The following is a 24,696-nucleotide window of genomic DNA, read 5'->3' as shown; positions in this document are numbered from 1 at the left end:
GAATGACGATGACGGAAAGACTGGACATAAATCCCTATGGCCGACTGACCGAGCCCGCAACGCTGGTGATCGAACGGCTGTTGCCCGGACCCGCTTCGCGGATCTGGTCATACCTGACCGATGGCGAGATGCGGCGCAAATGGCTGGCGGCCGGCGCGATGGAAGAAAAGGCGGGTTCGACCTTTGAATTGGTATGGCGCAACGAGGAACTGACGGATCCGCCCGGGCATAGGCCGGAAGGGTTCAGTGAGGAGATGCGGATGACAAGCCGCGTGCTCGAGGTGCAGACGGAGAAACGGCTCGTTTTCACCTGGGGCGAGAGTGGTGAGGTCGCCTTCGATCTGAAGGCGGACGGAGATGAGGTGCTGCTGACGATCACCCATCGCCGCATTTCCGATCGTGCCAATCTGCTTATGGTCGGTGCCGGCTGGCACATGCATATCGACATTCTCAAGGCCAAGCTCGACGGCACGCGGGCGGAACCGTTCTGGGATGGCTGGCTCAAGCTCAAGGGCGAATACGATCGGCGTTTGCCAGCCTGACCACAGAAGTGAGCCTGATCAAATCGAAAGCCTCCGCCATATCCGGCAGAGGGCTTTCTGGTCTTTCGAAGCCGCAAAAGGTCAGGGCTGTGCAGGCGCTGGCGTTGCAGGCGTCGCGTCCTGGACAGCACCTCCCGGACCCGTTGCCGGGACATCCGTCTGTGGCGGGGTCGGGGCTGCGAGCGTGCCATCACCAGTATTGGCCGGCGCATCCGGGGTTGGTGCTACCGCCGGATCTTCTAAGGTCGGCGGCGTGGAGGACGGCGTTGTGGCGTCCGGCGCAGGGGTGTCGCTGGCTGGTGTGCCCTCGGCCGGTGCGTTCGCCGGAGGCGTGCCTTCCACGGCTTCCGCCGCGGCAGCCTGTTCAGCAGCAACTGGGGAGCCCGGCGGCATTTCGTCCGTGCCGAGTGGTTCGGCAAGCGCCGTCGCATTCTGCGCCGCGACCCGCCAGACCGTATTGCCGGCATCGTCGGCGACAAGCAGAGCGCCGGTGCCATCGAAGCCGAGGCCGACGGGGCGGCCGCGCGCCTGTTCCTCGCCATTGAGGAAGCCGGTCACGACATCACGCGCCTCGCCTGCGGGTGCGCCGTTCTCGAAGGGCACGTAAAGCACCTTGTAGCCGTTGAACTGGTCGCGGTTCCAGCTGCCGCGATTGCCGACAAAGGCGCCGTTGGTAAAGTCGTCAGGCATGGCCATGCCCATGGAGAAGGCGAGACCGAGCGCGGCGACATGGCTCGAGAGCGCATAGTCCGGCTTGATCGCCTGCTCGACCATGTCAGGCCGTGGCGGATGCAGGCGCGGATCGACATGCTGACCATAATAGCTCCACGGCCAGCCGTAGAAGCCGCGGTCCTGCACCGAGGTCATGTAGTCGGGCACGAGATTGGGGCCGAGTTCGTCGCGCTCGTTGACGACGGTCCAGAGCGCGCCGCTTTCCGGGTTGATCGTCAGGCCGTTCGGGTTGCGCAGGCCTGATGCATAGACGCGCGAGGCACCGGTTTCCCGGTCGATCTGCCAGATTGCGGCGCGGCCTTTCTCGGCCTCCAGACCGCGTTCGCCGGCATTCGAGTTCGAGCCGACCGAGGCGTAGAGGAAACGACCGTCGGAGCTGAGCGCCAGATCCTTGGTCCAGTGGTGATTGATCGGGCCACCCGGCAAGGGGCTGAGCACGCGCGGTGGCGTGGTGATCGCGTTCTGCCCGAGTTGGTAGTCGTAAGCGAGCACTGCATCGGCGGCCGCGACATAGAGCGTGTCGTCGGCGAAGGCGAGACCGAAAGGCGAATTGAGATCGGTCAGCAGATCGTGGCGCTCATCGACCGTGCCGTCGCGGTCCGTGTCGCGCAGCAGTGTGATGAGGTTGGTCGGCTTGTCGCCGCCACCCCCACCCGATGCCATCGACATGATGAAGCCGCGAATGACGTCCTTCGGTCGCTCGACCGGCTTGCCGGGAGGTGCCTTGCTCTGCACGACAAGCACATCGCCATTCGGCAGCGTGTGCACCGTGCGCGGATTGACGAGATCTTTCGCATAGGCCGTGATCGTGAAGCCGTCGATGACGTCGGGTGTTTCGTCTGCACCCCAGCCAATGACCTCCGCGACCTTGAGGTCGGGCACAAGCGACTGGCTCGGTTCGGGCAGGACGGGGTCGGGGCCGATCTGGCTGGTGACGTCAAAATTGCCGTTGTCGTCGCTGCAGCCGGCAAGCGCCAGCGCCAGGACGGCGGTGGAGGCGAGGGCGGCGTGACGGAGCGTGAAGGTGGTGCGGGTCATGGTGTTCTCCAGGCGTCGGCGCTGCGCTGTTCGGCGGTGAGGTAGACGCAGGCGATCATCGCGATCACGGTGATCAGGGATGCGGCAAGACCGTAAGGTACGATCGCCGTCCAGCCGTCGCCGGCGTGAATGAAGCTGTTGATGAAGGCGAGCACCAGAACCGCGAGATAGGCAAGCACCGCCGGCCAACTCGGGCGCAGCGCCCGAGTTGCCGGGCGGGCGAGATCGACGAGGCCGGCCAGGATGGACAAGCCGCCGAAGATCAGGCCGAAGAACAAGAGCCAGTCGGAGAAGTTGCTCCACATCAGATGTGACGTCCGCCAGTAGAGGATGTCGGTGATCAGCGTCAGCGTGAAGCAGACGAAGGGGAAGGGGACGAATAGCGCCGAAGCCGGATAGGCGTTCGAGGCTGTCGGCGGCGAGTGGAGGGTGGCCATCAGTTGCTCTCTACCGTTGGGAGTGGAACATGAGAGCCATACGGCCGAGCGGCCGAATTGTTCCGTCCTATCACCAGGCGTGCGCAATAAGCGAGGCGTCTGGCCGAGATATTGGAGGGTAGGAGGGCTTTTGCCGGCCAAGAAAAAACCCGCCTGCGGGTGACAGGCGGGTTTGATGCTGGCGGCGGGGCTTGGATCAGCCCTTCGAGCCCTTGGCGATCGGCTCCTGATAGGTGAAGCCCATGTCCCAGGGGAAATAGATCCAGGTGTCCTGGGACACTTCGGTAACGAAGGTGTCGATGGTCGGCACGCCCTTCGGCTTGGCATAGACGCAGGCGAAATGCGCCTTCGGCATCATTTCGCGCACTTCAAGCGCCGTCTTGCCGGTGTCGGTCAGATCGTCGACCACGAGCACGCCTTCGCCGCCATTGACCATCAGCTCGGCGGTGATGCCCTTCAGGAGGTTCATTTCGCCCTGGTTGACGTAGTCATGGTAGGAGGCGATGCAGACCGTCTCGATCAGGCGGATGTTGAGTTCGCGCGAGATGATCGCCGCGGGTACCAGGCCGCCGCGGGTGATGCAGACGATGGCGCGGAAGTCCTGGCCGAGGCCGGCGAGGCGCCAGGCGAGCGCACGCGCATCGCGGTGGAACTGATCCCAGGAAACGGGAAAGGCTTTATCGGGGAGAGACATGCACGGGGCTCCGCTGGCTGGATGATATCGTCCGCGCCGGATTGCGGCGCCGTCGACCGGATCCTTTCAGGCGGACCGTCTTGCGCGGTCCCGAAACGCGTTTCGCGCGGCAGATACCGCGCGAACCTCGTCCCCTCAAAGGGTTCCAGTCTTTGGCCGTTGCTATTAGCGGGAATCCGAAGCCTCTGGCAAGGCCTCGCGTTCCCGCCCGGTCAGCCGATCAATCAGCGCGACAGAAGCGTCAGTGCCGTCATCGAATCGAGCAGTGTGCGGGTGACGCCGCCGAACAGCATTTCCCACCAGCGTTTGTTGCCATAGGCGCCCATGACCAGGAGATCGATGGAGCTGTCCGACAGCCGGTTCTCGATGGCGATCGCCGGGTCGAGGCCGGTCTTTTCCGACGCCGTGACGGTCACCTTGATCCCGTGGCGGGCAAGCGAAGCGGCGATCTCGGCGCCGGCGATTGCGCCGGTCTGTGTGGAGGTGTCGGAAGCGTCGACGGTGAAGATCTCGACCTCTTCCGCCGCCATCAGGAAGGGCAGGGCGTCGAAGGTGGCGCGGGCCGCCTCGCGCGAGCCGTTCCAGGCAACGAGCACCCGGCGGATCGGCTTGGGCGTCTTCAGGATATGCGGGATGAGCAGCACTGGGCGTCCGCTTTCGAACAGGAAGCTCTCGAGTTCGGAACGGGTCTCCGACAGCATGCCCGCTTCACCCTGGGCGGCGATGACGAGATCGACGCTGCGCGCACTGTCGATCAGGGCGGCGGAATTGAAGCCGGAGGATGTGACGAAGCTGCGCCATTCATGCGACAGGCCTTCGCGGTTGCCGATACCGCGGAAGATCCGCTCCACGCTTTCCGTCTCCTGATGCGCCATGTCCTGCAGCGCCTGCACGGTGGCGGGATCGGGGATTTCCATCGGCGCGACCAGCGGCACCATGGCCACGGCCTCCGCATGGGCGCCGATCACATGCGATTGAAACTGGTTGGCAATGGCGACGGCAAAATCCGTCACCTGTTGCGTGGTTTTCGGTGTGTCCAATATGGCAAGAAGTGTGCGGTAACCCATGGTCGTCTCCTCTTGCGGCCCTTATTTATTGTCCGCATGAGATAACTATGGGTTCCATCACCAGGTTCCGCCTTGACCGAGGTCAAGTCGGGAGTGGTTTGAGGCACAAAGGAAAGCGGGCTCAGGCCACCTCGCCGGTGCCGAGATCGCGCGTGGCGGCCGCATCCTTCTCGTTCCGGATCGCATCGATCATCGCCTCGACATCGGCGGCTGCCGCATCGACGATCGCCTGGTCGCGCGCCCTGACAATAAGTTCGGTCGAGAAGCGCCGACCGTCGAAATGCGGGTAGGAGCCGATCGAGGTTTCCGGATGCGCTTTCTGGATCGCGCCAAGCGCCGTGCCGATATCCCCTTCACCGAACGGGCATGCGATCGAGCGCGACAGCACGCGCTGGCCGGCCGGCAGTGTTTCGATCACATGCGCCATCATCGCCTGGAAGACCTGCGGCACGCCGGCCATGACATGCACATTGCCGATGATGAAGCCGGGGGCGGTCGAGACCGGGTTCGGGATATGGCGGCTGCCTTGCGGCATGCGCGCCATGCGCTGGCGGGCCTCGGTGAATTCCAGTCCTCGGCCGGCATACATGTCGCCGAGCAGCTTCATGGCGTCAGGGTCGTGCAGGCAGGGCACGCCGAAGGCCTTCGACACGGCATCGGCCGTGATGTCGTCATGCGTCGGGCCGATGCCGCCCGAGGTGAAGACATAAGTGTATTTCGACCTGAGCGCATTCAGCGCCTCGACGATCGCATCCTCCTCGTCCGAGACGATGCGGACCTCTTTCAGATCGATGCCGGCAACCGTCAGCAGGTCGGCGAGATGGCCGATATTCTTGTCCTTGGTGCGGCCGGACAGGAGTTCGTCGCCGATGGCGAGCATGGCGGCGGTCTTGATCGTCGAGGTCATGGATTAAGTCCTATGGGAATGGGGCAGGCGGGGACCGAGAGGTTACCGTTTTATGTCCGTGAAGAGAAGTAAAGGCACTCATTGATTGAACACTGCGTTCCCGCAGCCGCGACTGGTTCCCGATGCGGAATGCGCTACATCTCGCACATCCACAGCGCGGCAGGGCCGCATGTTCAAAGGGAGATACGACATGGCCAAGGTACTGGTTCTCTATTATTCCGCTTACGGTCACATCGAAACCATGGCCTATGCCGTTGCCGAAGGCGCAAAGTCGGCCGGTGCCGACGTCACCGTCAAGCGCGTTCCGGAACTCGTGCCGGACGATGTCGCCAAGGCTTCCTACTACAAGATGGACCAGCAGGCGCCGATCGCCGACCCGTCCGAGCTCGATCAGTATGACGCCATCATCGTCGGTGCCGGGACCCGTTACGGCACGGTCGCCTCGCAGATGCGCAATTTTTGGGATCAGACCGGCGGCCTCTGGGCCCAGGGCAAGCTGACCGGCAAGCTCGGCTCGATGTTCACCTCGACCGCGACCCAGCACGGCGGCCAGGAAACCACCATCATGGGCTTCATTCCGACCTTCCTGCATCACGGCATGCTCTATGCCGGTCTGCCCTACGCCTTCCAGGGTCAGATGGGTGTGAGCGAAGTCATGGGCAACTCGCCCTACGGCGCCTCCACGATCACGGCCGGCGACGGTTCGCGCCAGCCCTCCGAGATCGAACTCGAAGGTGCTCGCTATCAGGGCGCCCATGTGGCGAAGCTTGCTGCCAAGCTGGCCTGAGCGTAGAATTGACTATCGTCAAAAGGCGGGGCGCAAGCTCCGCCTTTTTTCGTCTTTGGGGCAACTGGGCCACCCGATCGGTAAAAGGTGATCGATCGTTTCAAGGGTCTCTTGAGCGCTTTGGCGCATGCTTCGGGTTGTAAGACCTGAAAGGACGCATGCCATGGAACAGCCAGATCGTCGTCGCCAGCCCCGCCTGCGGGCGCTCAAAGCCGGCCGCGCCATCCTCCCCGGCGGCCATTCCACCTTCGACTGCATGATTCGCAATCTGTCGCCTCTCGGCGCCAAGATGAGCTTCGAATCGACCGCCGACATTCCCCCTCAGTTCCGCCTGCGCCTGGAGGACGGCACGACCCATGACTGCGCCGTCAAATGGCGCAGCCCCCGCGAGATCGGCGTCGAATTCCTGGATGCGCTTGCAAGCTGAGTGATCGATGACACGGGGCGGGCCACAGCATTGGCCCGCCACCCTTGACGCGTCCGCCGATCTGATCGAAACAGGGCCCGCACGCGGACGTGGCGAAACTGGTAGACGCAAGAGACTTAAAATCTCTCGGCCTTAGGTCATGCGGGTTCGATCCCCGCCGTCCGCACCAAATCTTCCTGTTTCTTGACTGTTAGCGCTGGCCCCTTCCCTTCGGGACAGGTTCTTGATGTCGTACATCTCTTTGCACTCAATGCGCCAAATTTGTGCAAATCCATTGTTGGCGAAAGTTTGAGCATTTTTCCGCTTTGCGGCCTGCTCAATTCCTGCTTTGATGCGACCACCAAAAACAAGGGGAGCTCAAATCCATGATATCAAGACGTCTCTTTTCGGCCGCCGTTGTGGCGGCGGGTCTGCTTGCCGGCGTGACGCTGCCGGTCGGTCAGGCGCATGCCGAGACGGCCATCAAGTTCACGCTCGACTGGAAGTTCGAGGGCCCGGCCGCCGGCTTCCTGCTGGCGCAGGACAAGGGATATTTCGCAGCGGAAGGCCTGGATGTGACGATCGATTCGGGCAATGGCTCGGTCGAGGCGATCCCGCGCGTGGCAACCGGCGCCTATCAGATGGGCTTCGGCGACATCAACTCGGTGATCAAGTTCCTCGATGAGGATCCGTCCCAGAAGGTCAAGGCCGTGATGATGGTCTATGACAAGCCGGTCTTCTCGGTCGTCGGCCGCAAGTCGCTCGGCGTGACGGAAGATCCGAAGTCGCTGGAAGGCAAGAAGCTCGGCGCACCGCCGCCGGATGGCGCGTTTGCCCAGTGGCCGGCCTTCAAGCAGGCCGCCGGCATCGACGACAGCGGCATCACCATCGAATCGATCGGATTTCCCGTGCGCGAGCCGATGCTCGCCAAGGGCGACGTCGATGCCGTCTTCGGTTTCGCCTTCTCGGTCATCCTGAACCTCAAGGCGCAAGGCATCCCGGCAGACGACATCGCGACCATCCTGATGGCCGATAACGGCCTGAACCTCTATGGCAACAGCGTTCTGGTGAACTCCGACTTCGCCGCCGAAAACCCTGAGGCTGTGAAAGGCTTCCTGAAGGCGCTGGCCAAGGGCTTTGCCGATGCCGTTGCCAATCCGGAAGAGGGTGCCGCCGCTGTCCTGAAGCGCAACGAGACGCTGAATGTCGACATCGAGAAGGAACGTCTCGAAATGGCCAACGCCATGAACATCAAGACGCCCTATGTTGTCGAAAACGGCATGGGCAGCGTCGACATGGCGCGCCTTTCCGCCTCGATCGAGACGCTCAAGGTCTCCATGGGCCTTAAGGGCAATGTCACGGCCGAGCAGGTCTTCGACGCAAGCTTCCTGCCGGCCAAGGAAGAGCGGATGTTGCCTTGATGACCTCACCCTCCCCTTGAGGGGGAGGGTCGAACCGCAGGTTCGGGGCGGGGTGACCTTTTTGCGAGATCACCCCACCCGCCGCTTCGCAGCGACCTCCCCCTCAAGGGGAGGTTGGGTAATCCCATTTAGACCGGAGCCCCGATGTCCCACCTCGTTTCCATCGACAATGTCGACATGCGCTATGGCGGCGCCGACGGAACGCTTGCCGTATCCGGCCTCACCATGCGCGTCGACAAGGGCGAATTCTCCGCCGTGGTCGGCCCGTCCGGCTGTGGCAAGTCCACCCTGATGAAGCTCGTGACCGGGCTGCACATCCCGCAATCCGGCGTCGTCATCGTCGCCGGCCAGCAGGTGACCAAGCCGGTGTCGATCGTCGGCATGGCCTTCCAGAACCCGACCATGTTGCCCTGGCGCACGACGCTCGAAAACATTCTCCTGCCGCTCGAGATCGTCGAGAAGCATCGGCATCGGCTTCGAGCGAACAAGAAGGAGTATGTCGAAAAGGCCGAGAACCTCCTGGAGATCGTCGGCCTGAAGGGTGTCGGCTCGAAATTTCCCTGGCAGTTGTCGGGCGGCATGCAGCAGCGCGCCAATCTCTGCCGGGCGCTGATCCACGAACCGGAACTCCTGATGCTCGACGAGCCCTTCGGTGCGCTGGATGCCTTCACCCGCGAGGAGCTATGGTGCGTCATCCGCGATCTGCATGCGGCCCAGGGCGTGACCATCGTGCTTGTGACCCATGACCTTCGCGAGGCGGTCTTCCTCGCCGACCGGATTTTCGTGATGAGTGCCAGACCCGGCAAGGTGGTCAAGGAACACACGGTGCCCTTCGCGCGACCAAGGGATCTGGAATTGATGTACCAGACCGAATTCAACGACATGGTGCATGTGCTGCACGGCGAGATCGCAAAGGCGAGGGTTGCGGCATGACGATGACGATCGAGACAGCGCCGACCCGCCCGGTCGTAAAGCCCCTGATGCAGCGCATCAACTGGGTGCGGGCAGCGCCCTTCCTCTACACGCTGGCCCTGTTTGCCATCTGGGAACTGACGGTCATCGTGCTCGACATGCCGCCGACCATCCTGCCGGCACCGTCACGGGTCTTTGAAGCGGTGGTGCAATACTGGTCGCCGATCTGGAAGAACTCGCTGCAGACGCTCTACACGACGACGCTCGGCTTCATGATCGCCGTTGTCGCCGGACTGGGGCTCGGTCTTTTCATCGGCTGGTCGAAGTCCATCTATGCCGGGCTATACCCCCTGATGATCGGCTTCAATGCAATCCCCAAGGTGGCACTCGTGCCGATCCTCGTCATCTGGTTCGGCATCGGCACCGTGCCGGCTGTGCTGACCGCCTTCCTGATTTCCTTCTTCCCGATCGTCGTCAATGTCGCGACGGGTCTCGCCACGATCGAGCCGGAGACGGAAGACGTGCTGCGGGCGCTGGGCGCGAAGAAGCTCGACATCATGCTGAAGGTCGGCATTCCCCGGTCGATGCCCTATTTCTTCGGCTCGCTGAAGATTGCGATCACGCTCGCCTTCGTCGGCTCGGTTGTCTCGGAGACGGTGGCCTCGAATTACGGTCTCGGCAACATGATGAGCTCGGCCCAGAGCCAGTTCAACGTGCCCCTGGTCTTTGCCGGGCTTCTGGCGCTCGCCGTCGAGGGCATCGCCATGTATGCGCTGATGGCCTGGCTAGAAAAGCGCATGACCGGCTGGGCGCATCGCTCGACCATGGCGAATTGATCCGAAAAACTGGACGCCCGATGTGGGCGTTCAGCTCTTGTCATTCAGCGTGAAGGCCAGTTCGAAAGGCGTCGAGCGTTCGGCGATTACGTCGTTCACCGTATAGCGCAGCACATAGGCGCCGGGCTTGGCGCCATCGACGTCGAGCGTGAGATGGGTATAGACCTCGATCGCATCCGAATGGCCGGTGAAGGTGAAGTTGCCGAATTCCTTTTGCAGCGCGAGCGTCTTGCCTTCGTCGTCGGTGAGTTCGAGATCGACGGTGAAATGCGATTGCCGCTGGTTGTTAGGCGCCTGTTGCCATTTGAGCCCAGCCACCTCGACATAGGTGATGAGCTTCTCGCCGGTGACGAAGACCGGCTCCGCTTTTGCGGTATAGGCCCTGTAGGCCTTCGGGACTTCCGTGATGAAGACGGCGCGGGGGACCGTGAGCGGCAAGCTCTGGCTGAAGGCTGCAAGCCCCGAACGCATGGCCTCGAAGGCGCCCTTCGCATCGTTTTGTGCCGCAAGTTTCTCCGCCTCGATCGCCGCATCGAGAAGCGGGCCGGCCGCAACCGGTGCCGCAGAAAGGAATGCGCCGATCAGGGTGACGGCAAGGCCGCGGGCAGGGGCTGAGGGCATCAGGGACACGTGATTCTCCCGCATTGATCTTGCGGGAGTGTGGGAAGAACCAGGCCCGGGCGTCAAGCGCAGAGCGGTTCTGTGCGATCACGTTGGCCTGATGGTCACGAGCGCCAGAACATTGGCACCAGCAGCACCATGACGGTCAGCACTTCGAGACGACCGAGCAGCATGGCAAGCGACAGGATGTAGAGTTCCGGATCGTGCATCGTGGCGAAGTTGCCGGCCGGGCCGATCAGCGACCCGATGCCGGGGCCGACATTCGAGAGCGCCGTGATCATGGCGGATGAGGCAGTGGCGAAATCGTAGCCGGCCAGCGCCATGGCGAGGCTGCCGATCACCCAGATGAAGATATAGGCGCTGAAGAACAGGAACACGGCGCGCTGCGTGTCTGCATCGACGATCTGGTTGCCGTAGCGGACAGAATAGACGGCGTTCGGATAGATGAGCCGCTTCAGCCCCGTCACGATGATGTTGAAAATGATGACGAAACGGTAGGCCTTGATGCCCCCGGCCGTCGAGCCGGAGCAGCCGCCCATGAAGGTGGCGAAATAGGCTGCGGCCACTGCAAACGGCCCCCACAGAGTGTAGTCTTCACTGGCATAGCCGGTGGTCGACAGGATCGATGCGAAATTGAACAAGGAATGCGACAGCGCGAGCGGCAGGTCCACGCCATTGCGCAGGTGGTTGTAGAGTGCTGCAGAAACGGCGAAGGCTGCGAGATAGCCAAGAAAGACGAGAATCTGTGGATCGCGCAGGGCGTCGAGGCGCCCCTTTATGAAGAAGACGATCAGGATCGAGAAAGGCAGGCTGCAGACCGTCATGAAGAAGGTTGCGATCCCGCGAAGCGCATAGCTGTCGAAATAGCCGAAGGAGGCGTCATGGGTGGAGAAGCCACCTGTGGCGATCGTTGTCAGGGCATGGTTGAGCGCATCGAAATGACTCATGCCGAAGATGTCGTAGGCGATCATGCAAATCAGGGTGATCGCGACATAGATGGCGACGAAGGCGCTGGTAAAGGTGGCGATCCGCGCGAACGGCTTGTCTGCGATGTCGGAGGATTCCATCTTGAAGAAGGAGACCCCGCCTACTCTCAGGAATGGCAGCACGAACAGCCCGAGCGCCACAATCCCGATGCCGCCCAGCCATTGTAGCAGCGAGCGCCAGACGAGAAGCCCGGGCGCCATGTCGTCCAGTCCGGCAAGAACCGTCGAGCCTGTCGTGGTGATGGCCGAAACCAATTCGAACAGGGCCTGGGCGAAGGTCAGGTCCAGTTCGGAGAAATAGATCGGGATCGCACCGACCAGCGAAAAGGTGGCCCAGAGCACGTTGACGAGCAGAAAGCCCATGCGCTTGGAGAAGGCCGGCGGCGGCCCCCGCGTCGCCATGGCAGCCGTGACCGATAGACCGCCGACCATGGCGGCAGACACCGTGAAGACAGACCAGTGCGGGTCGCCGTAATAGAGGTCCACCATGGCCGGGATCAGCATGGCCGTGGACAGATAGAGCCCGCAAAGGGCTGCGATATAGACGACGGAGCGGAGCAGATTGGTGTTCAAGGAATGACTTCCGTCTGTTGCAGCGCAAAGAGGCTTTGTCTCTGCCCGATGTCTATGCCATAGCGGGGCTCTGTCCAAAATTCAACGGAGGCTGACGTGACCCCCGATCAGGTCGACGAAGCGCTGGAAGCCATGCGCGGGCTTTTTCCCGAGACACCGCTGCAGCTCAACGAGCATTTGAGTGCCCGTTACGGTGCGAATGTCTATCTGAAGCGCGAGGACCTGACGCCGGTTCGCTCTTACAAGATTCGCGGCGCCTTCAATTTCTTCCGCAAGATCGTCGAAGACAGCCCTTCCGGTACCACCTTCGTCTGCGCCTCTGCCGGCAATCATGCCCAGGGCTTTGCCTATGTCTGCCGCCATTTCGGCGTTCAGGGCGTGGTCTTCATGCCGGTGACGACGCCGCAGCAGAAGATCGACAAGACCCGCATCTTCGGCGGCGAATTCATCACCATCCGCCTGATCGGCGACATTTTCGACCAGTGCTATCAGGCTGCCCGCGAACATGTCGAGGCGATCGGCGGCTACATGGTGCCGCCTTTCGACCATCCCGATATCATCGAGGGCCAGGCGACGGTCGCGGCTGAAATGATGCAGCAGTTGCCGGAAGGCGTGACGCCGGATCTCGTCATCATGCCGGTCGGCGGTGGCGGGCTCTCGTCGGGCATGACCGGCTATCTCGCCGGCAAGGTTTCGCCCGAGGCAATGATCTTCTGCGAGCCCCAGGGCGCGCCGAGCCTGAAGAAGAGCCTCGAGGCCGGCAAGGTCGTCACGCTCCCCAAGGTCGACAACTTCGTCGATGGGGCAGCCGTCGCCCGGATCGGTGACCATAATTTCGAGGCGCTGAAGGCTTTCCGCCCCGATCAGGTGCTGATCGTGCCGGAAAACGCGATCTGCGTGACGATGACCGACATGCTGAATGTCGAGGGCGTGGTTCTGGAGCCGGCAGGCGCGCTGGCACTTGCCGCACTCGACCTTCTGCCGCGGGTTGCCCTGAGTGGGCGGACAATCGTCGCCGTCGTCTCCGGCGGCAATTTCGATTTCGAGCGGCTGCCTGACGTCAAGGAACGCGCCATGCGCTACGCCGGCTTGAAGAAATACTTCATCCTGCGTCTGCCGCAGCGTCCAGGCGCCCTGCGCGATTTCCTCAATCTTCTCGGGCCCGAAGACGATATCGCCCGCTTCGAATATCTGAAGAAGTCGGCGCGCAACTTCGGTTCGATCCTGATCGGCATCGAGACGGGCAAGCGCGAGAACTTCGCAGAGCTGTTCGACCGTTTCGATCAGGCAGGTCTTGGCTTCGAGGACATCACCGAAAACGAGATCCTGGCCAACCTGATCATCTGATGCCCTGGCCGGCGAGCCAGTCCACGATTATCTTCGCAATCGGCTCGGTGGTCTCGGGCGAATAGGTGTCGCCGGCAATTACATGGTTGTTGGCGTCGCCGGTCGGGCCTGGATCGACGAGCTTGTGATCGGCACCCCAGCGCGCCGCAACCGCCGCCGTCCGATCCGGCCTGACAACCTTGTCCTCGGCCGACTGGAGGAAGAGGGCGGGGACGCGGATCTCTTGCACCGGCGTGTGGTTTGCCAGCCGGACCGATTGCGCCATGGGAATGAGCGCGGCCACCGGGTAACTTGTCGTCCAGTTGTGTGCGTTGAGCGGGCTGATCGGTTCAAATCCCGTGCGCTTGCCGATGATCAGGCGGGCCAGTTGGGCGCCGAACGGGCCGGTCAGCAGGAAGCTGCCGGATGCCTGTACGCCATAATTGGGTGAGAGGAACACCGAAGCCGCGATCTTGTCCGCAAGCTTAGGGCGACCGAGCGCCCAGGTGACAAGCGAGGCGCCGGTGGATGTCGAGATAATGACGACCCGCTCCCCCAGATGTTTACCGATGGCCAGCGCTTCACCCACATCCGCCGCCCAGTCATCGATCGTCGCGAGGCCCAAGGCGTCGGGATCGTCGAGGCCATGACCGGTGAGACGGGTGAGAAAGAGATTGGCGCCGAGCGCTTGTGCCACGAGGTCGGGCAGGGGGCGAACCTCGGCGGATGAGGCGGAAAAGCCATGCACATAGACCACCGAGACCGGCGTCTTCGCTTTGCGGATGGGGTCCGCCCAGACGATCTGCTTGGCAAGCCCTTCGCGGATGCGGCCTGCGTCATGCTCATTGTCGGCGATCAGGGCTTCAAGCGAATCGAGCGGCGTGTCCGCACCGATCTCTGCCTCTCGTTCCAGGGCGAGTACCGGTGGTCTCAGATAGAGAAAGACGATAGCCGCGATGCTGAGAAAAACGAGTGCAAGCAACAAGCCCATGACGATCCGCATCCTCAAGCCTCCCACGGTCCCTCCCGACCGGTGCCGACTGTATCACGCCATCATGATGCGGGAAGCCGTCCCACCTGCTCTTCCTCGGCAGGCCCGGTTATGCTAGGTCAGGCCATGTCTATTCTGTCCAGCATCCTCTCCATTTTCACCGGTGGTTCCTCTTCCGAGACCGCTACCAAGCCCCTGGCCGAGCCGCAGACCTATAAGGACTGCGTCATCCATGCCGAACCCATGCGTGAAGGCAGTCAGTATCGTCTGGCCGGTCGCATCGTACAGACCGTGGATGGTCGGGTGCTCGAGCGCAAGTTCATCCGCGCCGACGTCTTCACCTCGCTCGATGATGCCCTCGATTGCACCTTCCGCAAGGCGCAGCAGATCATCGATCAGAATGGCCCCTCGCTGTTCGGTGATGGCGAGGAAACGCGCATCGTCTGACGTTGCACTTTGATATTGCGAAGAAATGTTTCTTCGCGATCACCGAATGTTAATGATGCGCCGCAACACTGGCCCCTGAGATATTGTCCGGGTTTTCCAGTGATCATTGCGTTTCGCTCCGTTTCATTCCTTGCTTTTCACGGTTTGGCAGCGAGCCTCGTGTTCGGCTTAGCGCTCCCCGTTCATGCCGCTGACGCAGTGTCCGTTCAGGCGGCCAAGGCTTCTGCCGATCTCGCCTGGCTGATGGCGGCGGCCGGCATGGTGATGATGATGCAGGTGGGATTCCTGCTTCTTGAAGCCGGCATGGTGCGCTCGAAGAATTCCATCAATGTCGCCCAGAAGAACCTCCTGGATTTTGTCTTCGGCGTTGTCGGCTTCGCAGTCGTGGGTTTCATGCTCGCCTTCGGCCGCTCCGGCTTCCTGCCGGTCGGGCTCGATCCTGACTATTTCCTGCTGCAGGGCCTCGATAGCTGGCTCGCCGGGTTCTTCGTCTTCCAGGTGATGTTCTGCGGTACGGCGGCGACCATCGTTTCCGGTGCCGTCGCCGAGCGCATGACACTCTCGGCCTATGTGCTCGGGTCGATCATCCTGTCGACGCTGATCTATCCAATTTTCGTGCACTGGGTCTGGGGAGCGGCGATCGGGCCGAACTCAGGTGCCTTTCTCGCCAATCTCGGCTTCGTCGATTTTGCCGGCTCCACGGTGGTGCACGCCACGGGTGGCTGGGTAGCACTTGCTGCATGCCTGGTGATCGGCGCAAGACGCGGGCGTTTTGATGCCGAGGGACGCCCGGTACGCCTTGCCGGCAACAATCCGGTTCTGGCGACCACCGGGGGCCTCATCCTGTTTTTCGGCTGGATTGGCTTCAATGGCGGTTCCACCCTGGCAGCCAATGCGGATGTGGCGCCGATCATTCTCAACACGGTTCTCGCCGGCGGAATGGGCACCTGCGTCGGCTATGTGATCGGTGCGAGGCAAGATGGTGTGGTGCTGCCGGAAAAGGCGCTGTGTGGCATGCTGGGTGCGCTGGTCGCCGTCACGGCGGGCTGCCACCTGCTTGAGCCGGGTGGGGCCCTCATCACGGGCGCGCTCGGCGCCATCGTCGCCATCGTCGGCAACCAGTATCTCGAAGAGAAGCTCAAGGTCGACGATGCCGTCGGAGCCGTCGGCGTGCACGCTTTCGCCGGTGTCGCCGGAACCGTGGCACTTGCACTGCTGGCGCCGGTCGATCGGCTGCCGCTCGGTGGACAATTCGATCAGCTCTACATCCAGATCTTTGGCTCCGCGCTGAACTTCTACTGGGCCTTCGGCCTCGGCTATGCCTTCTTCTGGACGCTCGACAAACTCGTGCCGGTTCGCGTCACGGCCGAGGCCGAAGACATCGGCCTGAACGTCGCCGAACATGGGACGCGGCTCGGTGTCGGCCATGTCGAGGACGCTCTTTCAAAGCTCGTTTCCGGCAAGGCCGATCTGGGCGACCGGTTACCGGTCGATCCGGGCGACGAGGCGGAGAAGCTGACCCGGCTGTTCAACCACCTGATGGACAATATCCAGCAACAGGAACGCAATCGAAGCGTACTCGAATCCCAGGTCCGCGACCAGGAAGAGGCGGATCGGGTGTCGGCGCTCGCCAACGCCACCTTTGAAGCGATCGTCATGCACGAAGGCGGCGTGATCATTGACGGCAACGAGCAGTTCGAGGTGCTGACTGGTCGCAAGATTGCAGATCTCATCGGAACGTCGATCCTCGATGTTGTCGACCAGACCGGGCGGCGCATGCTCATCGAGGATCCCAATCCGGCGCCCGACGTGTCGCGAGAGTTCCAGATCGTCCGCGCCGACGGCTCAAGCATCCCGATCGAGGCTCGGGGCCGCAATATAGAATATCGCGGCCGGCATATCCGGATCAGCTGCCTCGTCGATCTTCGTGAGCGCAAGGCCGTCGAAAGCCGCATGCGCCATCTGGCGCAGCACGATCCGCTGACAGGGCTTGCGAACCGTGCGCTGTTTACCGAAACGCTCGCCGCCCATGTCAAACAGGCGAATGACGGGTGGGGTTGCGGGGTTCTTCTGGTCGATCTCGACCATTTCAAGGACGTCAACGATCTTTACGGGCACCCTGCTGGCGACGAGGTGATCAGAGAGACGGCGCGGCGCCTGTCTGCGGCGCTCGGTCCCGCCGACATGGCGGCCCGCCTCGGCGGTGACGAGTTCGCGATCATCCTCGGCAATTGCCATTTCGAAGCCCAATGCGAAGATTTCGGTCGCCGCCTGGTCGAAGCCTTCCGGCAACCCTTTGACACCGGCCAAGGCGAACGCATCAAATGCGGTGTCAGCATCGGTGGTGCGCTTTGCCCGGAGCATGCGGGCGAGCTCGACGAACTGATCGGCCGTGCTGACATCGCCCTCTATCACGCCAAGAAGTCCGGTCGGAACACGTTCAGATCCTACCGCAGGGGCATGGACGAACTGATCGAGAAGCGACGTGCGCTCGAAGCCGATATCGAGCGCGGACTGGAGCGCGGTGAGTTCGAGCTCTATCTCCAGCCTCGGGTCTCGGCATCGGATGCTTTGATCGTCGGATACGAGGCGCTGGTGCGCTGGAAACATCCGGAGCGCGGCATGGTGCAGCCGGGTGATTTCATCCCGGTCGCCGAGGTGTCCGGCAAGATCATCGAACTGGGAGAATGGGTACTGATCGAAGCCTGCCGTCTGGCAACCGATTTCCCAGAGCATCTGCATATCAGCGTCAACGTCTCGCCGGTACAGTTCCGCCATCCGCAGTTTCTGGAACGGATCGAAGCGATCCTGGATGCTTCCGGGGTTTCGCCGCATCAGCTGGAGCTTGAGATCACGGAGAGCGTGCTGATCGACGACGATCAACGGGCGCGCCTCATTCTCGGCCATCTGAAGACGCTGGGCTTGAGGATTGCGCTCGACGATTTTGGCACCGGCTATTCGTCGCTCAGCTATCTGAGCCGCTACCCCTTCGACGTGATCAAGATCGATCGCAGCTTCGTGTCTGCCCTCGGCACAGAGGAGACCGCCGACGCCATCGTCCGCACCATCATCGATCTCGGCAGCGGGCTCGGCATGCGGGTCGTGGCGGAAGGTGTGGAGACGGTGGACCAGGCTCGTTACCTGAGCGTCGCGGGCTGTGACGAGCTGCAGGGATATCTGCTCGGCCGGCCTCAGCCGCTCGACAGCGTCGCATCCGAGGTGAGCGCAGAGATTGTCTCCGAGCTGACCAGTGTCGCGCGGCTGGCAGCGCATCGCCACAAGCGCCTGTCCCGAACGGGGAGCGAGACAGGGCTTGCTCTGGCGGCAAACGGCAACTGAAGGTTCTTGCCGTTTGCAGAAGTGGGGCGGCAGCGAGGCTGCCGCGCTGGATCGTCAATGGATCAGGCGGCGCGCGCCAGTTCCTCGACCTTGGCCTTGGCTGAAGCCACGGCCTTTTCGGCGGCTTCCGGACCGTATGCCACGCCTTCGACATAGACAGTCTCGACCAGCTCGATGCCGAGGAAGCCGAGAACCGTCTTGAGATAGGGTTCGGCATGGTTCATCGGGGCGCCGGGGCCGGAGGAGTAGATGCCGCCGGCGGCGAGAACCAGATATGCCTTCTTGCCCTTGGCGAGGCCGACCGGGCCGTTTTCCGTGTAGCTGAAGGTGAGGCCGGCACGGGCGATGTGGTCGATCCAGCTCTTCAGCGAAGAATAGATGTTGAAGTTGATGAGGCCGGTGCCGATGACGATCGTGTCGGCGGCCATCAGTTCGGCGACGAGCGCGTCGGAGATAGCAACAGAAGCGGTTTCTTCAGCGGTGCGTGCATCGGCCGACTTGCGGATCGCAGTGGTGAAGGCGCCGTCGACGTGGTCGAGCTGGGTTTCGACGAGATCCCGGCGGACCAGCGTACCGGTTTGACCGGCGAACTTCTCGGCGAGCTCGGTGGCGATCGCGTTCGAGAGGGATTCCGAGCCGCGCGGGCTGGAGGTGACGAGAAGGATGGAAGACATGTGCAATTCCTCGAATGGTGGTGGGCCCTTGGGAGCAGGCCTGCCATGCATCTATGTCCGAGCACGCATCAATGAAACTGTGATAATCTAGATCGGTCATATCGAATAACTGGATGGATGCCCGATCGCATGGATGCCAATCCCACTCTCGACCAGTTGCAGGTCTTTCTCACCGTGGCTGATACCGGCAGCTTTTCCGCGGCCGCCCGGCAGCTCAATCGCGCCCAATCCGTGGTGAGCTATACGATCGGCAATCTGGAAAGCCAGCTCGGCGTGACCCTGTTCGAGCGGACCGGCACACGGCAACCCAAGCTCACGGAAGAGGGCAGAGCCATGCTGACCGATGCCCGCCGGATCGTCGGTGATCTGCAGGTGATGCGCGCCAAGGTGCGCAGCATGCATCAGGGGCTTGAGGCGGAACTTTCGGTTGCCATCAGCGTGCTCGTCCCGACCGGCGCCATGCTGGCGGTGCTCCGCGAGTTTCAGCGGCAGTTTCCGTCCGTTTCGCTGCGACTGGAAGTGGGCGAACTCGGACGGCTGGTCGAGCTGGTGATGAGCGGCAGGGCGACCATCGGCATCGGCGGTGCGCCGACCCGGCAGGACGACACGCTGATCGTCACCCGCATCGGCCACAATTTCCTTCTGCCCGCGGCGGCGGCCGACCATCCGCTCGCTCAGCGCAGAGGCACGCTGTCCCTGCAGGACGTGCGCGAGGAAACCCAGATCGTCGTCAGCGACGCCTCGGATCTGACGTCGGGGCGTGATTTCAACGTACTGTCGTTCAAGATCTGGCGGGTGAGCGACATGGCAACCAAACATCAGCTGATTCGTGGCGGTCTCGGCTGGGGCGGGCTGCCGGCCTCGATCATTCGCGAAGACATGGCAAGCGGCCGGATCGTGCATCTCGATCTGCCGGCTTATGAGCAGGGGTCTTACAATCTCTATGCCATCAGGCGGACCGACAATCCGCCGGGCCCCGCCGGAACCTGGCTGATCCGGGCCTTCGAAGAACAGCTTTCGAACTGCCCCATGGATCTGGCATCCCCACCGCCACTTGCAACGGCAGTTTAAGGAATCGATTCAACATCCTGAATCGACTCCGTTCTTGATGGATCAGCATCATGCTGGCCCTGCTCAGAGCATCAGCCGGAACTTCGCGAAACCTTCCGCCGCTTCGCCGGCATCTTCGATTTGGCCGCCCTTGAAGTCGGCGAGGAATTCGCGTGCCTTCGGGCCGGTCTCGAAGATCACGCTGGTCTCGCCGATCGGTGCAAACGACCAGTTGCCGTCGGCTGACGGATTGATCGTGCCCTGTTCGACGATGTAGCGAACGATGATGTCCCGGTTGGTATCCGGGCCGACGAAGATCACCTTGTCGGAGGCAATCTCCGGGAACTTGCCGCCGCCGCCGGCGCGGTAGTTGTTCGTCGCGACCGCAAAGGTCTGGCCGGGGTCGATCGGCTTGCCGTCGAACTGCAGGTTGACGATGCGGCTCGCCTCCGGATGGACGACCACGCCGTCCTTGTCGTAGCGGGCGGGCTTGGTGAGATCGATCTGATAGGTCACGCCGTCGATGACGTCGTAATTGTAGGACGGGAAATCCGGATTGATCAGGGCCGCGTCCTTCGCGCCCTTCTCGATCTGGTTGAAGATGCCGGCCGACATTTCAAGCCAGTTCTTCACCTGTTCGCCGGTGATCGCCACGGCCTGGATGGTGTTCGGATAGAGATAGAGATCGGCGACGTTCTTGATCGCGATATCGCCGGCCGGCACGTCGGTGAAGTAATCGGCGCCGCCACGACCGCCGGCCTTGAACGGGGCCGCCGCCGACAGCACCGGCAGATCCTTGTGCGGCCCATCCTTAAGCATGTCTTTTATGTACCAGGACTGCGCGATTGAGACGATCTGGATCGAGGGATCGTCTGCCACGAGGGCGAAATAGGAATAGAGCGGTGCCGAGCTCTTGCCGACCGGCGTTCGCACATAGTCGAGCGTCGCCTGATGCTCTGCGGCGACCGAGGCGATGACCTCGGGCTTGTCCTTGACGTCGGCAACGACCTTGCGGTTGTCGTCGCGATGATAGATCGGGCGTGCCTCGCAGGTGAAGTCGACGATCTTCCAGCTTGCGCCGTCCTTTTCGAGAAGCAGGTCGATCAGCCCCATATGCGAGCCCCAGAATCCGGCCATCACGGCAGGCTTGCCGAGCAGCGTGCCCTTGACGGCGTCCGCGCCAGGCACGCCCTCGAAATCCTTCGGGCCGGGGAAGACGAGATGCTGGTGGCCGGTGAAGATCGCGTCGATACCTTCGACGCCTGCGAGATACAGCGAGGCATTTTCCATGCCCTCTGTCTCGCCTTGCCCGTCGATCCCGGAATGGGAAAGGGCAATCACGATGTCGGCGCCGTCCTCCTTCATCTGCGGCACCCAGGCGCGGGCCGCCTGCAGGATGTCGCGCGTCATCGCCTTGCCCTCGAGGTTCTTCGCATCCCAGAGCATGATCTGCGGCGGCACGAAGCCGATGAAGCCGACCTTGATCGGGCTGGTGGCCCCGGATCCGTCGCGGATCTGCTTTTCGATGATGTGGTAAGGCTTGAAATAGAGTGGATCCTGCTTGGGATCGGCCGCAAGCTGGCCCTTGGTCAGGTTGGCACAGACGAAGGGAAACTGCGCACCCGCCAGAGTGTTGAACATGAAGTCGAGGCCGTAGTTGAATTCGTGATTGCCGAGCGTGCCGCAGTCATAGCCGAGCACGTTCATCGCCTTGATCACCGGATGTACGTCGCCTGGCTTCATGCCCTTCTGATAGGCCATATAGTCGCCCATCGGATTGCCCTGCAGGAAGTCGCCATTGTCGATCAGCATCGAATTGGCGGCCTCGGCGCGGATGGAATCGATCAGGCTTGCGGTGCGCGAAAGGCCCATCGTGTCGTTCGGCTTGTCGGCATAGTAGTCGTAAGGCATCACGTTGACGTGGATGTCGGTGGTCTCCATCAGCCTGAGATGCGCCTGATTGCCATTGGCGCGCGCCGCAAACTGATGAAGCGTGATTAGCGCCGCGGAGGCCGCGACGCCGCTGAGGAAAGATCGGCGGGAAATCGGATGAAGATCGAGCAAAGACGGCATGGGGGCCTCGCGAAGAACAGGTTCTGAAAGCGACAGAGGTTAAGTCGCTTTCAAGAGGCTTGCACCTGTAAAATGACAGGGGTGAGACGTTGCCATGGCCGTGTCTAGCTCGGCACGAGGTTCCGCGGATCCCGATGGAAGTGGCGGAAATAGGCGGTGACCTGCGCAACCGCATTGGTGGTCTGCTCGAATTCGAGCCCCATCTTGCCAGCGCGGTACCAGCGGACGGTGCATTCGATGTGACCGAGTTCGGCGCAGCTGACGGTAACAGTCGCGCCGCGCTTGGCTTCGATCCAGCCCTCCAGATGCAGGGCCATGCCGGTTCGGGAAATATCGAGAATACGGACGTTGAACTTCTGGCCGATGAATTCCAGCGTGCCCCTGATGTGACAGCGGATACGATGGCTTCGGCGGCCGTCCGGATTGAATTTGGCAGCAAGCATAAAATTGCGCTCCGTCAAATTGATGAAAGAAACGCAGAAAACCTCGGTCAGGCGCCTTAACGGCATCTGGCCAAGGTCATTAGAATGCGAGCGATCTCCTCAGGAGATTTTGGGTGTTTTGCCAGTTATGCGGGGTGTTTACCGTTAACTTCCGCTCGGCAGGGTCAGCCGCGCAGGACCGGCCGGACTTCCTGGTGGTAGTTGCGGAAATAGGCCGCGACCTTGGCGATCGAGTTGCTGTTCGGGCGGAACATGATGCCGATCCGGCCACCATAATTCCAGCGGACGACGCCTTCGAGATGGCCGATATCCGCGTTCTCGATGGTCACCTGGCTGCCGGCGGCGGCGGTCAGCTTGGTGGCGAGTTCCAGAGCAAGTCCGGTGCGCGAAATGTTGATCACGCGCGCATCCGCCTGCTGCTGAAAATAGCGGATCTTGCTGTCGATCCGGCAGCGGTTACGGGGTGATTTACGAACATCCATACCGAGATTATTGCTCATGATGCCGTCCTGAATAGAAAAAGGAATGGCACGAACCTACGCCCGATCTGTGAGAACGGTCTAAACCAATTCATTAGGATTTTCAGGATCCCCCATCAAAGACCCACATTGGGACGTTCGATCACTTCGCGCAGCGCAAAGCTCGAATTGATCTTCACCACATGCGGCAGTGCCGAGAGCCAGTCGCGATGGATGCGCTCGTAATCCTCGAGATCCTTGGCGGCCACACGCAGAATGTAATCGTATTCGCCCGACATCAGATAGCACACAAGCACGTTCGGACAGCGCTTCACGGCGGCCTCGAATTCGGTCAGCGTCTTGGCGAACTGGCCGGACAGCGAGATGTGCACGATCACCATCATCTTGTAGTCGATCGCCTTGTGCGACAGGCGCGCATGATAGCCGCTGATCACGCCCGATTTTTCGAGCATGTCATGGCGTCGCGAGCAGGCGGAGGGCGATAAGCCCACCGTTTCGGCAAGCTCCGCATTGGTCATCCGTCCATTCTCCTGAAGCGCCTTCAGAATGGCACGATCAATGGCATCCAGTTCCGCCATTCGTAGATTTCTCCGTTTTGCAGCTGCCTGACGCAAGAAGCTGCGAATTGTCTGATGTCCCAGGCTTCACTTTGCAAGGACATTTTGCGCGGAGAATGTTTGAATTTCCGTATCTGAAACAAAGCAGCTTCGGCTGCGAATAAGAGAGAGGAACGCTTCATGCGTGTCGGTTGCCCGAAGGAAATCAAAAACCATGAATACCGTGTCGGTCTGACCCCCGGTGCAGTCAGAGAATATGTGGCTCATGGCCATGATGTCCTGATCGAAACGGGAGCAGGCGCCGGGATCGGCGCAGACGACCACGCCTATATCGCCGCTGGCGCGAAGATCGCAGCCTCGGCCAAGGACGTGTTCGAAAAGTCCGACATGATCGTTAAGGTCAAGGAGCCGCAGCCCTCCGAATGGGTGCAGCTGCGCGAAGGCCAGATCCTCTATACCTATCTCCACCTTGCGCCGGATCCGGACCAGACCAAGGGGTTGTTGGACTCGGGCGTGACTGCCATTGCCTATGAAACTGTAACCGACGAGCGTGGCGGCCTGCCGCTTTTGGCGCCGATGTCGGAAGTCGCCGGACGCCTGGCGATCCAGGCGGGTGCGACGGCCCTGCAGAAGGCTCATGGCGGCCGCGGCATCCTGCTTGGCGGCGTGCCGGGCGTGCTGCCGGCCAAGGTCACCGTCATCGGTGGCGGCGTTGTCGGCCTGCATGCGGCCAAGATGGCCGTCGGTCTCGGCGCCGATGTCACAATCCTCGATCGCTCGCTGCCGCGTCTGCGCCAGCTCGACGACATCTTCGGCGGTCGCGTTCACACCGTTTACTCCACCATCGATGCGCTTGAGCAGGAAACCTTCTCCGCCGATCTCGTCATCGGCGCGGTCCTGATCCCCGGTGCGGCTGCCCCGAAGCTCGTCACGCGCGAGATGCTGTCCGGCATGAAGAAGGGCGCTGTCATCGTCGACGTCGCCATCGACCAGGGCGGTTGCTTCGAGACCTCGCATGCCACGACCCATTCCGATCCGACCTATGTCGTCGACGGCATCGTGCATTACTGTGTCGCCAACATGCCGGGCGCGGTTCCGATTACCTCGGCGCATGCCCTCAACAATGCAACGCTGGTCCACGGTCTGGCGCTCGCCGATCGCGGTCTGCGCGCGATTGCCGAGGATCGTCACCTGCGCAACGGTCTCAATGTTCACAAGGGCCGGATCACCAACAAGCCGGTGGCCGATGCTCTGGGTTATCCGGCCCATGCGCCGGAATCCGTACTCAACGTTGCGTAAGGCTGCACTCTCCGGTCGCCTCACGCTGCGTCAGGTCCGCGAATGTAACGTGTAAAGCG

General features: G+C 61.9%; 24 protein-coding genes and 1 tRNA gene. 12 read left to right on the top strand and 13 right to left on the bottom strand.

Annotation, left to right across the window (positions count from 1 at the left end; genetic code table 11):
- Window positions 1-2: 2 nt before the first annotated feature.
- Window positions 3-542 carry an SRPBCC family protein gene (locus SJY08_RS09030; RefSeq protein WP_377275365.1) on the top strand — a complete coding sequence of 180 codons (540 nt, stop codon included), beginning with the start codon at window positions 3-5 and terminating at the stop codon, window positions 540-542.
- 81 nt (window positions 543-623) lie between these two features.
- On the opposite strand, the gene SJY08_RS09025 is transcribed toward SJY08_RS09030, so the two are convergent.
- From SJY08_RS09025 to SJY08_RS09005, 5 genes are all read right to left on the bottom strand, one after another.
- On the bottom strand, window positions 624-2,312 hold the full coding sequence (locus tag SJY08_RS09025) for a PQQ-dependent sugar dehydrogenase (protein WP_377275364.1): 1,689 nt from the start codon (window positions 2,310-2,312) through the stop codon (window positions 624-626).
- The gene (locus SJY08_RS09020) at window positions 2,309-2,749 is read right to left on the bottom strand and encodes a DUF2231 domain-containing protein (protein ID WP_054150098.1); all 441 of its coding nucleotides are present in this window, start codon (window positions 2,747-2,749) and stop codon (window positions 2,309-2,311) included. The genes SJY08_RS09025 and SJY08_RS09020 overlap by 4 nt, the downstream gene beginning before the upstream one ends.
- Window positions 2,750-2,945: 196 nt before the next feature.
- On the bottom strand, window positions 2,946-3,443 hold the full coding sequence (gene gpt, locus SJY08_RS09015; RefSeq protein WP_054150099.1) for a xanthine phosphoribosyltransferase: 498 nt from the start codon (window positions 3,441-3,443) through the stop codon (window positions 2,946-2,948).
- A gap of 224 nt (window positions 3,444-3,667) precedes the next feature.
- Complete coding sequence (locus tag SJY08_RS09010; RefSeq protein ID WP_377275363.1) at window positions 3,668-4,510, bottom strand: universal stress protein; 843 nt, start codon at window positions 4,508-4,510, stop codon at window positions 3,668-3,670.
- Window positions 4,511-4,631: 121 nt separating this feature from the next.
- Window positions 4,632-5,417 (bottom strand): competence/damage-inducible protein A, encoded by a 786-nt coding sequence (locus SJY08_RS09005; RefSeq protein WP_069041550.1) that lies wholly within the window; start codon window positions 5,415-5,417, stop codon window positions 4,632-4,634.
- Between the two features lie 190 nt (window positions 5,418-5,607).
- Here SJY08_RS09005 and wrbA point away from each other — a divergent pair, with 190 nt between their 5' ends.
- The 6 genes from wrbA (at window position 5,608) to SJY08_RS08975 (ending at window position 9,779) form a co-directional block, all read left to right on the top strand.
- Entirely contained in the window at window positions 5,608-6,204 is a 597-nt protein-coding gene (gene wrbA / locus SJY08_RS09000; RefSeq protein WP_102020337.1) for an NAD(P)H:quinone oxidoreductase, read from the top strand.
- A gap of 163 nt (window positions 6,205-6,367) precedes the next feature.
- On the top strand, window positions 6,368-6,631 hold the full coding sequence (locus SJY08_RS08995; RefSeq protein WP_054150102.1) for a PilZ domain-containing protein: 264 nt from the start codon (window positions 6,368-6,370) through the stop codon (window positions 6,629-6,631).
- Window positions 6,632-6,714: 83 nt separating this feature from the next.
- Window positions 6,715-6,800, top strand: a tRNA-Leu gene (locus SJY08_RS08990).
- 196 nt (window positions 6,801-6,996) lie between these two features.
- Entirely contained in the window at window positions 6,997-8,031 is a 1,035-nt protein-coding gene (locus SJY08_RS08985; protein WP_300890684.1) for an ABC transporter substrate-binding protein, read from the top strand.
- A gap of 144 nt (window positions 8,032-8,175) precedes the next feature.
- Window positions 8,176-8,964: an ABC transporter ATP-binding protein gene (locus SJY08_RS08980; RefSeq protein WP_069041548.1), complete on the top strand. Its 789-nt coding sequence runs from the start codon at window positions 8,176-8,178 to the stop codon at window positions 8,962-8,964.
- Window positions 8,961-9,779 carry an ABC transporter permease gene (locus SJY08_RS08975; protein WP_203015511.1) on the top strand — a complete coding sequence of 273 codons (819 nt, stop codon included), beginning with the start codon at window positions 8,961-8,963 and terminating at the stop codon, window positions 9,777-9,779. Before SJY08_RS08980 ends, SJY08_RS08975 begins: the two co-directional genes overlap by 4 nt.
- A gap of 30 nt (window positions 9,780-9,809) precedes the next feature.
- Here the strand turns inward: SJY08_RS08975 and SJY08_RS08970 are convergent, their stop codons facing one another.
- Together SJY08_RS08970 and SJY08_RS08965 are read right to left on the bottom strand one after the other, a co-directional pair.
- Complete coding sequence (locus SJY08_RS08970; protein WP_377278532.1) at window positions 9,810-10,400, bottom strand: hypothetical protein; 591 nt, start codon at window positions 10,398-10,400, stop codon at window positions 9,810-9,812.
- A gap of 104 nt (window positions 10,401-10,504) precedes the next feature.
- Entirely contained in the window at window positions 10,505-11,959 is a 1,455-nt protein-coding gene (locus tag SJY08_RS08965) for a TrkH family potassium uptake protein (protein ID WP_377275362.1), read from the bottom strand.
- Between the two features lie 132 nt (window positions 11,960-12,091).
- On the opposite strand from SJY08_RS08965, the gene ilvA reads away from it, so the two are divergent.
- A complete protein-coding gene (ilvA, locus tag SJY08_RS08960; protein ID WP_377278530.1) occupies window positions 12,092-13,306 on the top strand; it encodes a threonine ammonia-lyase in 1,215 nt (404 codons plus the stop codon).
- On the opposite strand, the gene SJY08_RS08955 is transcribed toward ilvA, so the two are convergent.
- Window positions 13,299-14,288 (bottom strand): alpha/beta hydrolase, encoded by a 990-nt coding sequence (locus tag SJY08_RS08955; protein WP_377275361.1) that lies wholly within the window; start codon window positions 14,286-14,288, stop codon window positions 13,299-13,301. The genes ilvA and SJY08_RS08955 overlap by 8 nt on opposite strands.
- A 114-nt stretch (window positions 14,289-14,402) precedes the next feature.
- Between SJY08_RS08955 and SJY08_RS08950 the strand changes: the two genes are divergently transcribed.
- On the top strand, window positions 14,403-14,723 hold the full coding sequence (locus tag SJY08_RS08950; RefSeq protein ID WP_300890679.1) for an HlyU family transcriptional regulator: 321 nt from the start codon (window positions 14,403-14,405) through the stop codon (window positions 14,721-14,723).
- A 159-nt stretch (window positions 14,724-14,882) separates the two neighbouring features.
- Window positions 14,883-18,062, top strand: coding sequence for an ammonium transporter (gene amt / locus SJY08_RS08945; protein ID WP_377275360.1), 3,180 nt, complete (start codon window positions 14,883-14,885; stop codon window positions 18,060-18,062).
- A gap of 62 nt (window positions 18,063-18,124) precedes the next feature.
- Here amt and SJY08_RS08940 read toward each other — a convergent pair whose 3' ends face one another.
- Window positions 18,125-18,736 (bottom strand): FMN-dependent NADH-azoreductase, encoded by a 612-nt coding sequence (locus SJY08_RS08940; RefSeq protein ID WP_054150110.1) that lies wholly within the window; start codon window positions 18,734-18,736, stop codon window positions 18,125-18,127.
- Window positions 18,737-18,865: 129 nt separating this feature from the next.
- Between SJY08_RS08940 and SJY08_RS08935 the strand changes: the two genes are divergently transcribed.
- Complete coding sequence (locus tag SJY08_RS08935) at window positions 18,866-19,807, top strand: LysR family transcriptional regulator (RefSeq protein WP_377275359.1); 942 nt, start codon at window positions 18,866-18,868, stop codon at window positions 19,805-19,807.
- 63 nt (window positions 19,808-19,870) lie between these two features.
- Here SJY08_RS08935 and SJY08_RS08930 read toward each other — a convergent pair whose 3' ends face one another.
- The 4 genes from SJY08_RS08930 to SJY08_RS08915 form a co-directional block, all read right to left on the bottom strand.
- Window positions 19,871-21,859 (bottom strand): bifunctional 2',3'-cyclic-nucleotide 2'-phosphodiesterase/3'-nucleotidase, encoded by a 1,989-nt coding sequence (locus SJY08_RS08930; protein WP_377275358.1) that lies wholly within the window; start codon window positions 21,857-21,859, stop codon window positions 19,871-19,873.
- Window positions 21,860-21,963: 104 nt separating this feature from the next.
- Complete coding sequence (locus SJY08_RS08925) at window positions 21,964-22,302, bottom strand: PilZ domain-containing protein (RefSeq protein WP_377275357.1); 339 nt, start codon at window positions 22,300-22,302, stop codon at window positions 21,964-21,966.
- 164 nt (window positions 22,303-22,466) lie between these two features.
- Window positions 22,467-22,802, bottom strand: coding sequence for a PilZ domain-containing protein (locus tag SJY08_RS08920; RefSeq protein WP_054150113.1), 336 nt, complete (start codon window positions 22,800-22,802; stop codon window positions 22,467-22,469).
- A 95-nt stretch (window positions 22,803-22,897) separates the two neighbouring features.
- Window positions 22,898-23,359: an Lrp/AsnC family transcriptional regulator gene (locus tag SJY08_RS08915; RefSeq protein ID WP_054150114.1), complete on the bottom strand. Its 462-nt coding sequence runs from the start codon at window positions 23,357-23,359 to the stop codon at window positions 22,898-22,900.
- Between the two features lie 159 nt (window positions 23,360-23,518).
- On the opposite strand from SJY08_RS08915, the gene ald reads away from it, so the two are divergent.
- Window positions 23,519-24,637 (top strand): alanine dehydrogenase, encoded by a 1,119-nt coding sequence (gene ald, locus SJY08_RS08910; protein ID WP_054150115.1) that lies wholly within the window; start codon window positions 23,519-23,521, stop codon window positions 24,635-24,637.
- The last annotated feature ends 59 nt before the right edge of the window (window positions 24,638-24,696 follow it).

It is taken from the genome of Rhizobium sp. R86522, from assembly GCF_042466255.1.
Taxonomy (GTDB): domain Bacteria; phylum Pseudomonadota; class Alphaproteobacteria; order Rhizobiales; family Rhizobiaceae; genus Allorhizobium.
This window is presented reverse-complemented; position numbering and strand designations above follow the sequence as displayed.

Excerpts from the sequence above, each read along its gene's own strand:
- SJY08_RS08955 (WP_377275361.1), bottom strand. The coding sequence starts at position 14,288 with ATGCGGATCGTCATGGGCTTGTTGCTTGCACTCGTTTTTCTCAGCATC.
- SJY08_RS08915 (WP_054150114.1), bottom strand. The coding sequence starts at position 23,359 with ATGGCGGAACTGGATGCCATTGATCGTGCCATTCTGAAGGCGCTTCAG.
- SJY08_RS08985 (WP_300890684.1), top strand. The coding sequence starts at position 6,997 with ATGATATCAAGACGTCTCTTTTCGGCCGCCGTTGTGGCGGCGGGTCTG.
- SJY08_RS08950 (WP_300890679.1), top strand. The coding sequence starts at position 14,403 with ATGTCTATTCTGTCCAGCATCCTCTCCATTTTCACCGGTGGTTCCTCT.
- SJY08_RS09030 (WP_377275365.1), top strand. The coding sequence starts at position 3 with ATGACGATGACGGAAAGACTGGACATAAATCCCTATGGCCGACTGACC.
- ald (WP_054150115.1), top strand. The coding sequence starts at position 23,519 with ATGCGTGTCGGTTGCCCGAAGGAAATCAAAAACCATGAATACCGTGTC.
- SJY08_RS08975 (WP_203015511.1), top strand. The coding sequence starts at position 8,961 with ATGACGATGACGATCGAGACAGCGCCGACCCGCCCGGTCGTAAAGCCC.
- SJY08_RS09010 (WP_377275363.1), bottom strand. The coding sequence starts at position 4,510 with ATGGGTTACCGCACACTTCTTGCCATATTGGACACACCGAAAACCACG.
- SJY08_RS08925 (WP_377275357.1), bottom strand. The coding sequence starts at position 22,302 with ATGCTTGCTGCCAAATTCAATCCGGACGGCCGCCGAAGCCATCGTATC.
- wrbA (WP_102020337.1), top strand. The coding sequence starts at position 5,608 with ATGGCCAAGGTACTGGTTCTCTATTATTCCGCTTACGGTCACATCGAA.
- SJY08_RS08980 (WP_069041548.1), top strand. The coding sequence starts at position 8,176 with ATGTCCCACCTCGTTTCCATCGACAATGTCGACATGCGCTATGGCGGC.
- SJY08_RS08995 (WP_054150102.1), top strand. The coding sequence starts at position 6,368 with ATGGAACAGCCAGATCGTCGTCGCCAGCCCCGCCTGCGGGCGCTCAAA.
- SJY08_RS08940 (WP_054150110.1), bottom strand. The coding sequence starts at position 18,736 with ATGTCTTCCATCCTTCTCGTCACCTCCAGCCCGCGCGGCTCGGAATCC.
- SJY08_RS08920 (WP_054150113.1), bottom strand. The coding sequence starts at position 22,802 with ATGAGCAATAATCTCGGTATGGATGTTCGTAAATCACCCCGTAACCGC.
- SJY08_RS08935 (WP_377275359.1), top strand. The coding sequence starts at position 18,866 with ATGGATGCCAATCCCACTCTCGACCAGTTGCAGGTCTTTCTCACCGTG.
- SJY08_RS08970 (WP_377278532.1), bottom strand. The coding sequence starts at position 10,400 with ATGCCCTCAGCCCCTGCCCGCGGCCTTGCCGTCACCCTGATCGGCGCA.
- SJY08_RS09020 (WP_054150098.1), bottom strand. The coding sequence starts at position 2,749 with ATGGCCACCCTCCACTCGCCGCCGACAGCCTCGAACGCCTATCCGGCT.
- ilvA (WP_377278530.1), top strand. The coding sequence starts at position 12,092 with ATGCGCGGGCTTTTTCCCGAGACACCGCTGCAGCTCAACGAGCATTTG.
- SJY08_RS09005 (WP_069041550.1), bottom strand. The coding sequence starts at position 5,417 with ATGACCTCGACGATCAAGACCGCCGCCATGCTCGCCATCGGCGACGAA.
- SJY08_RS09025 (WP_377275364.1), bottom strand. The coding sequence starts at position 2,312 with ATGACCCGCACCACCTTCACGCTCCGTCACGCCGCCCTCGCCTCCACC.
- SJY08_RS08930 (WP_377275358.1), bottom strand. The coding sequence starts at position 21,859 with ATGCCGTCTTTGCTCGATCTTCATCCGATTTCCCGCCGATCTTTCCTC.
- gpt (WP_054150099.1), bottom strand. The coding sequence starts at position 3,443 with ATGTCTCTCCCCGATAAAGCCTTTCCCGTTTCCTGGGATCAGTTCCAC.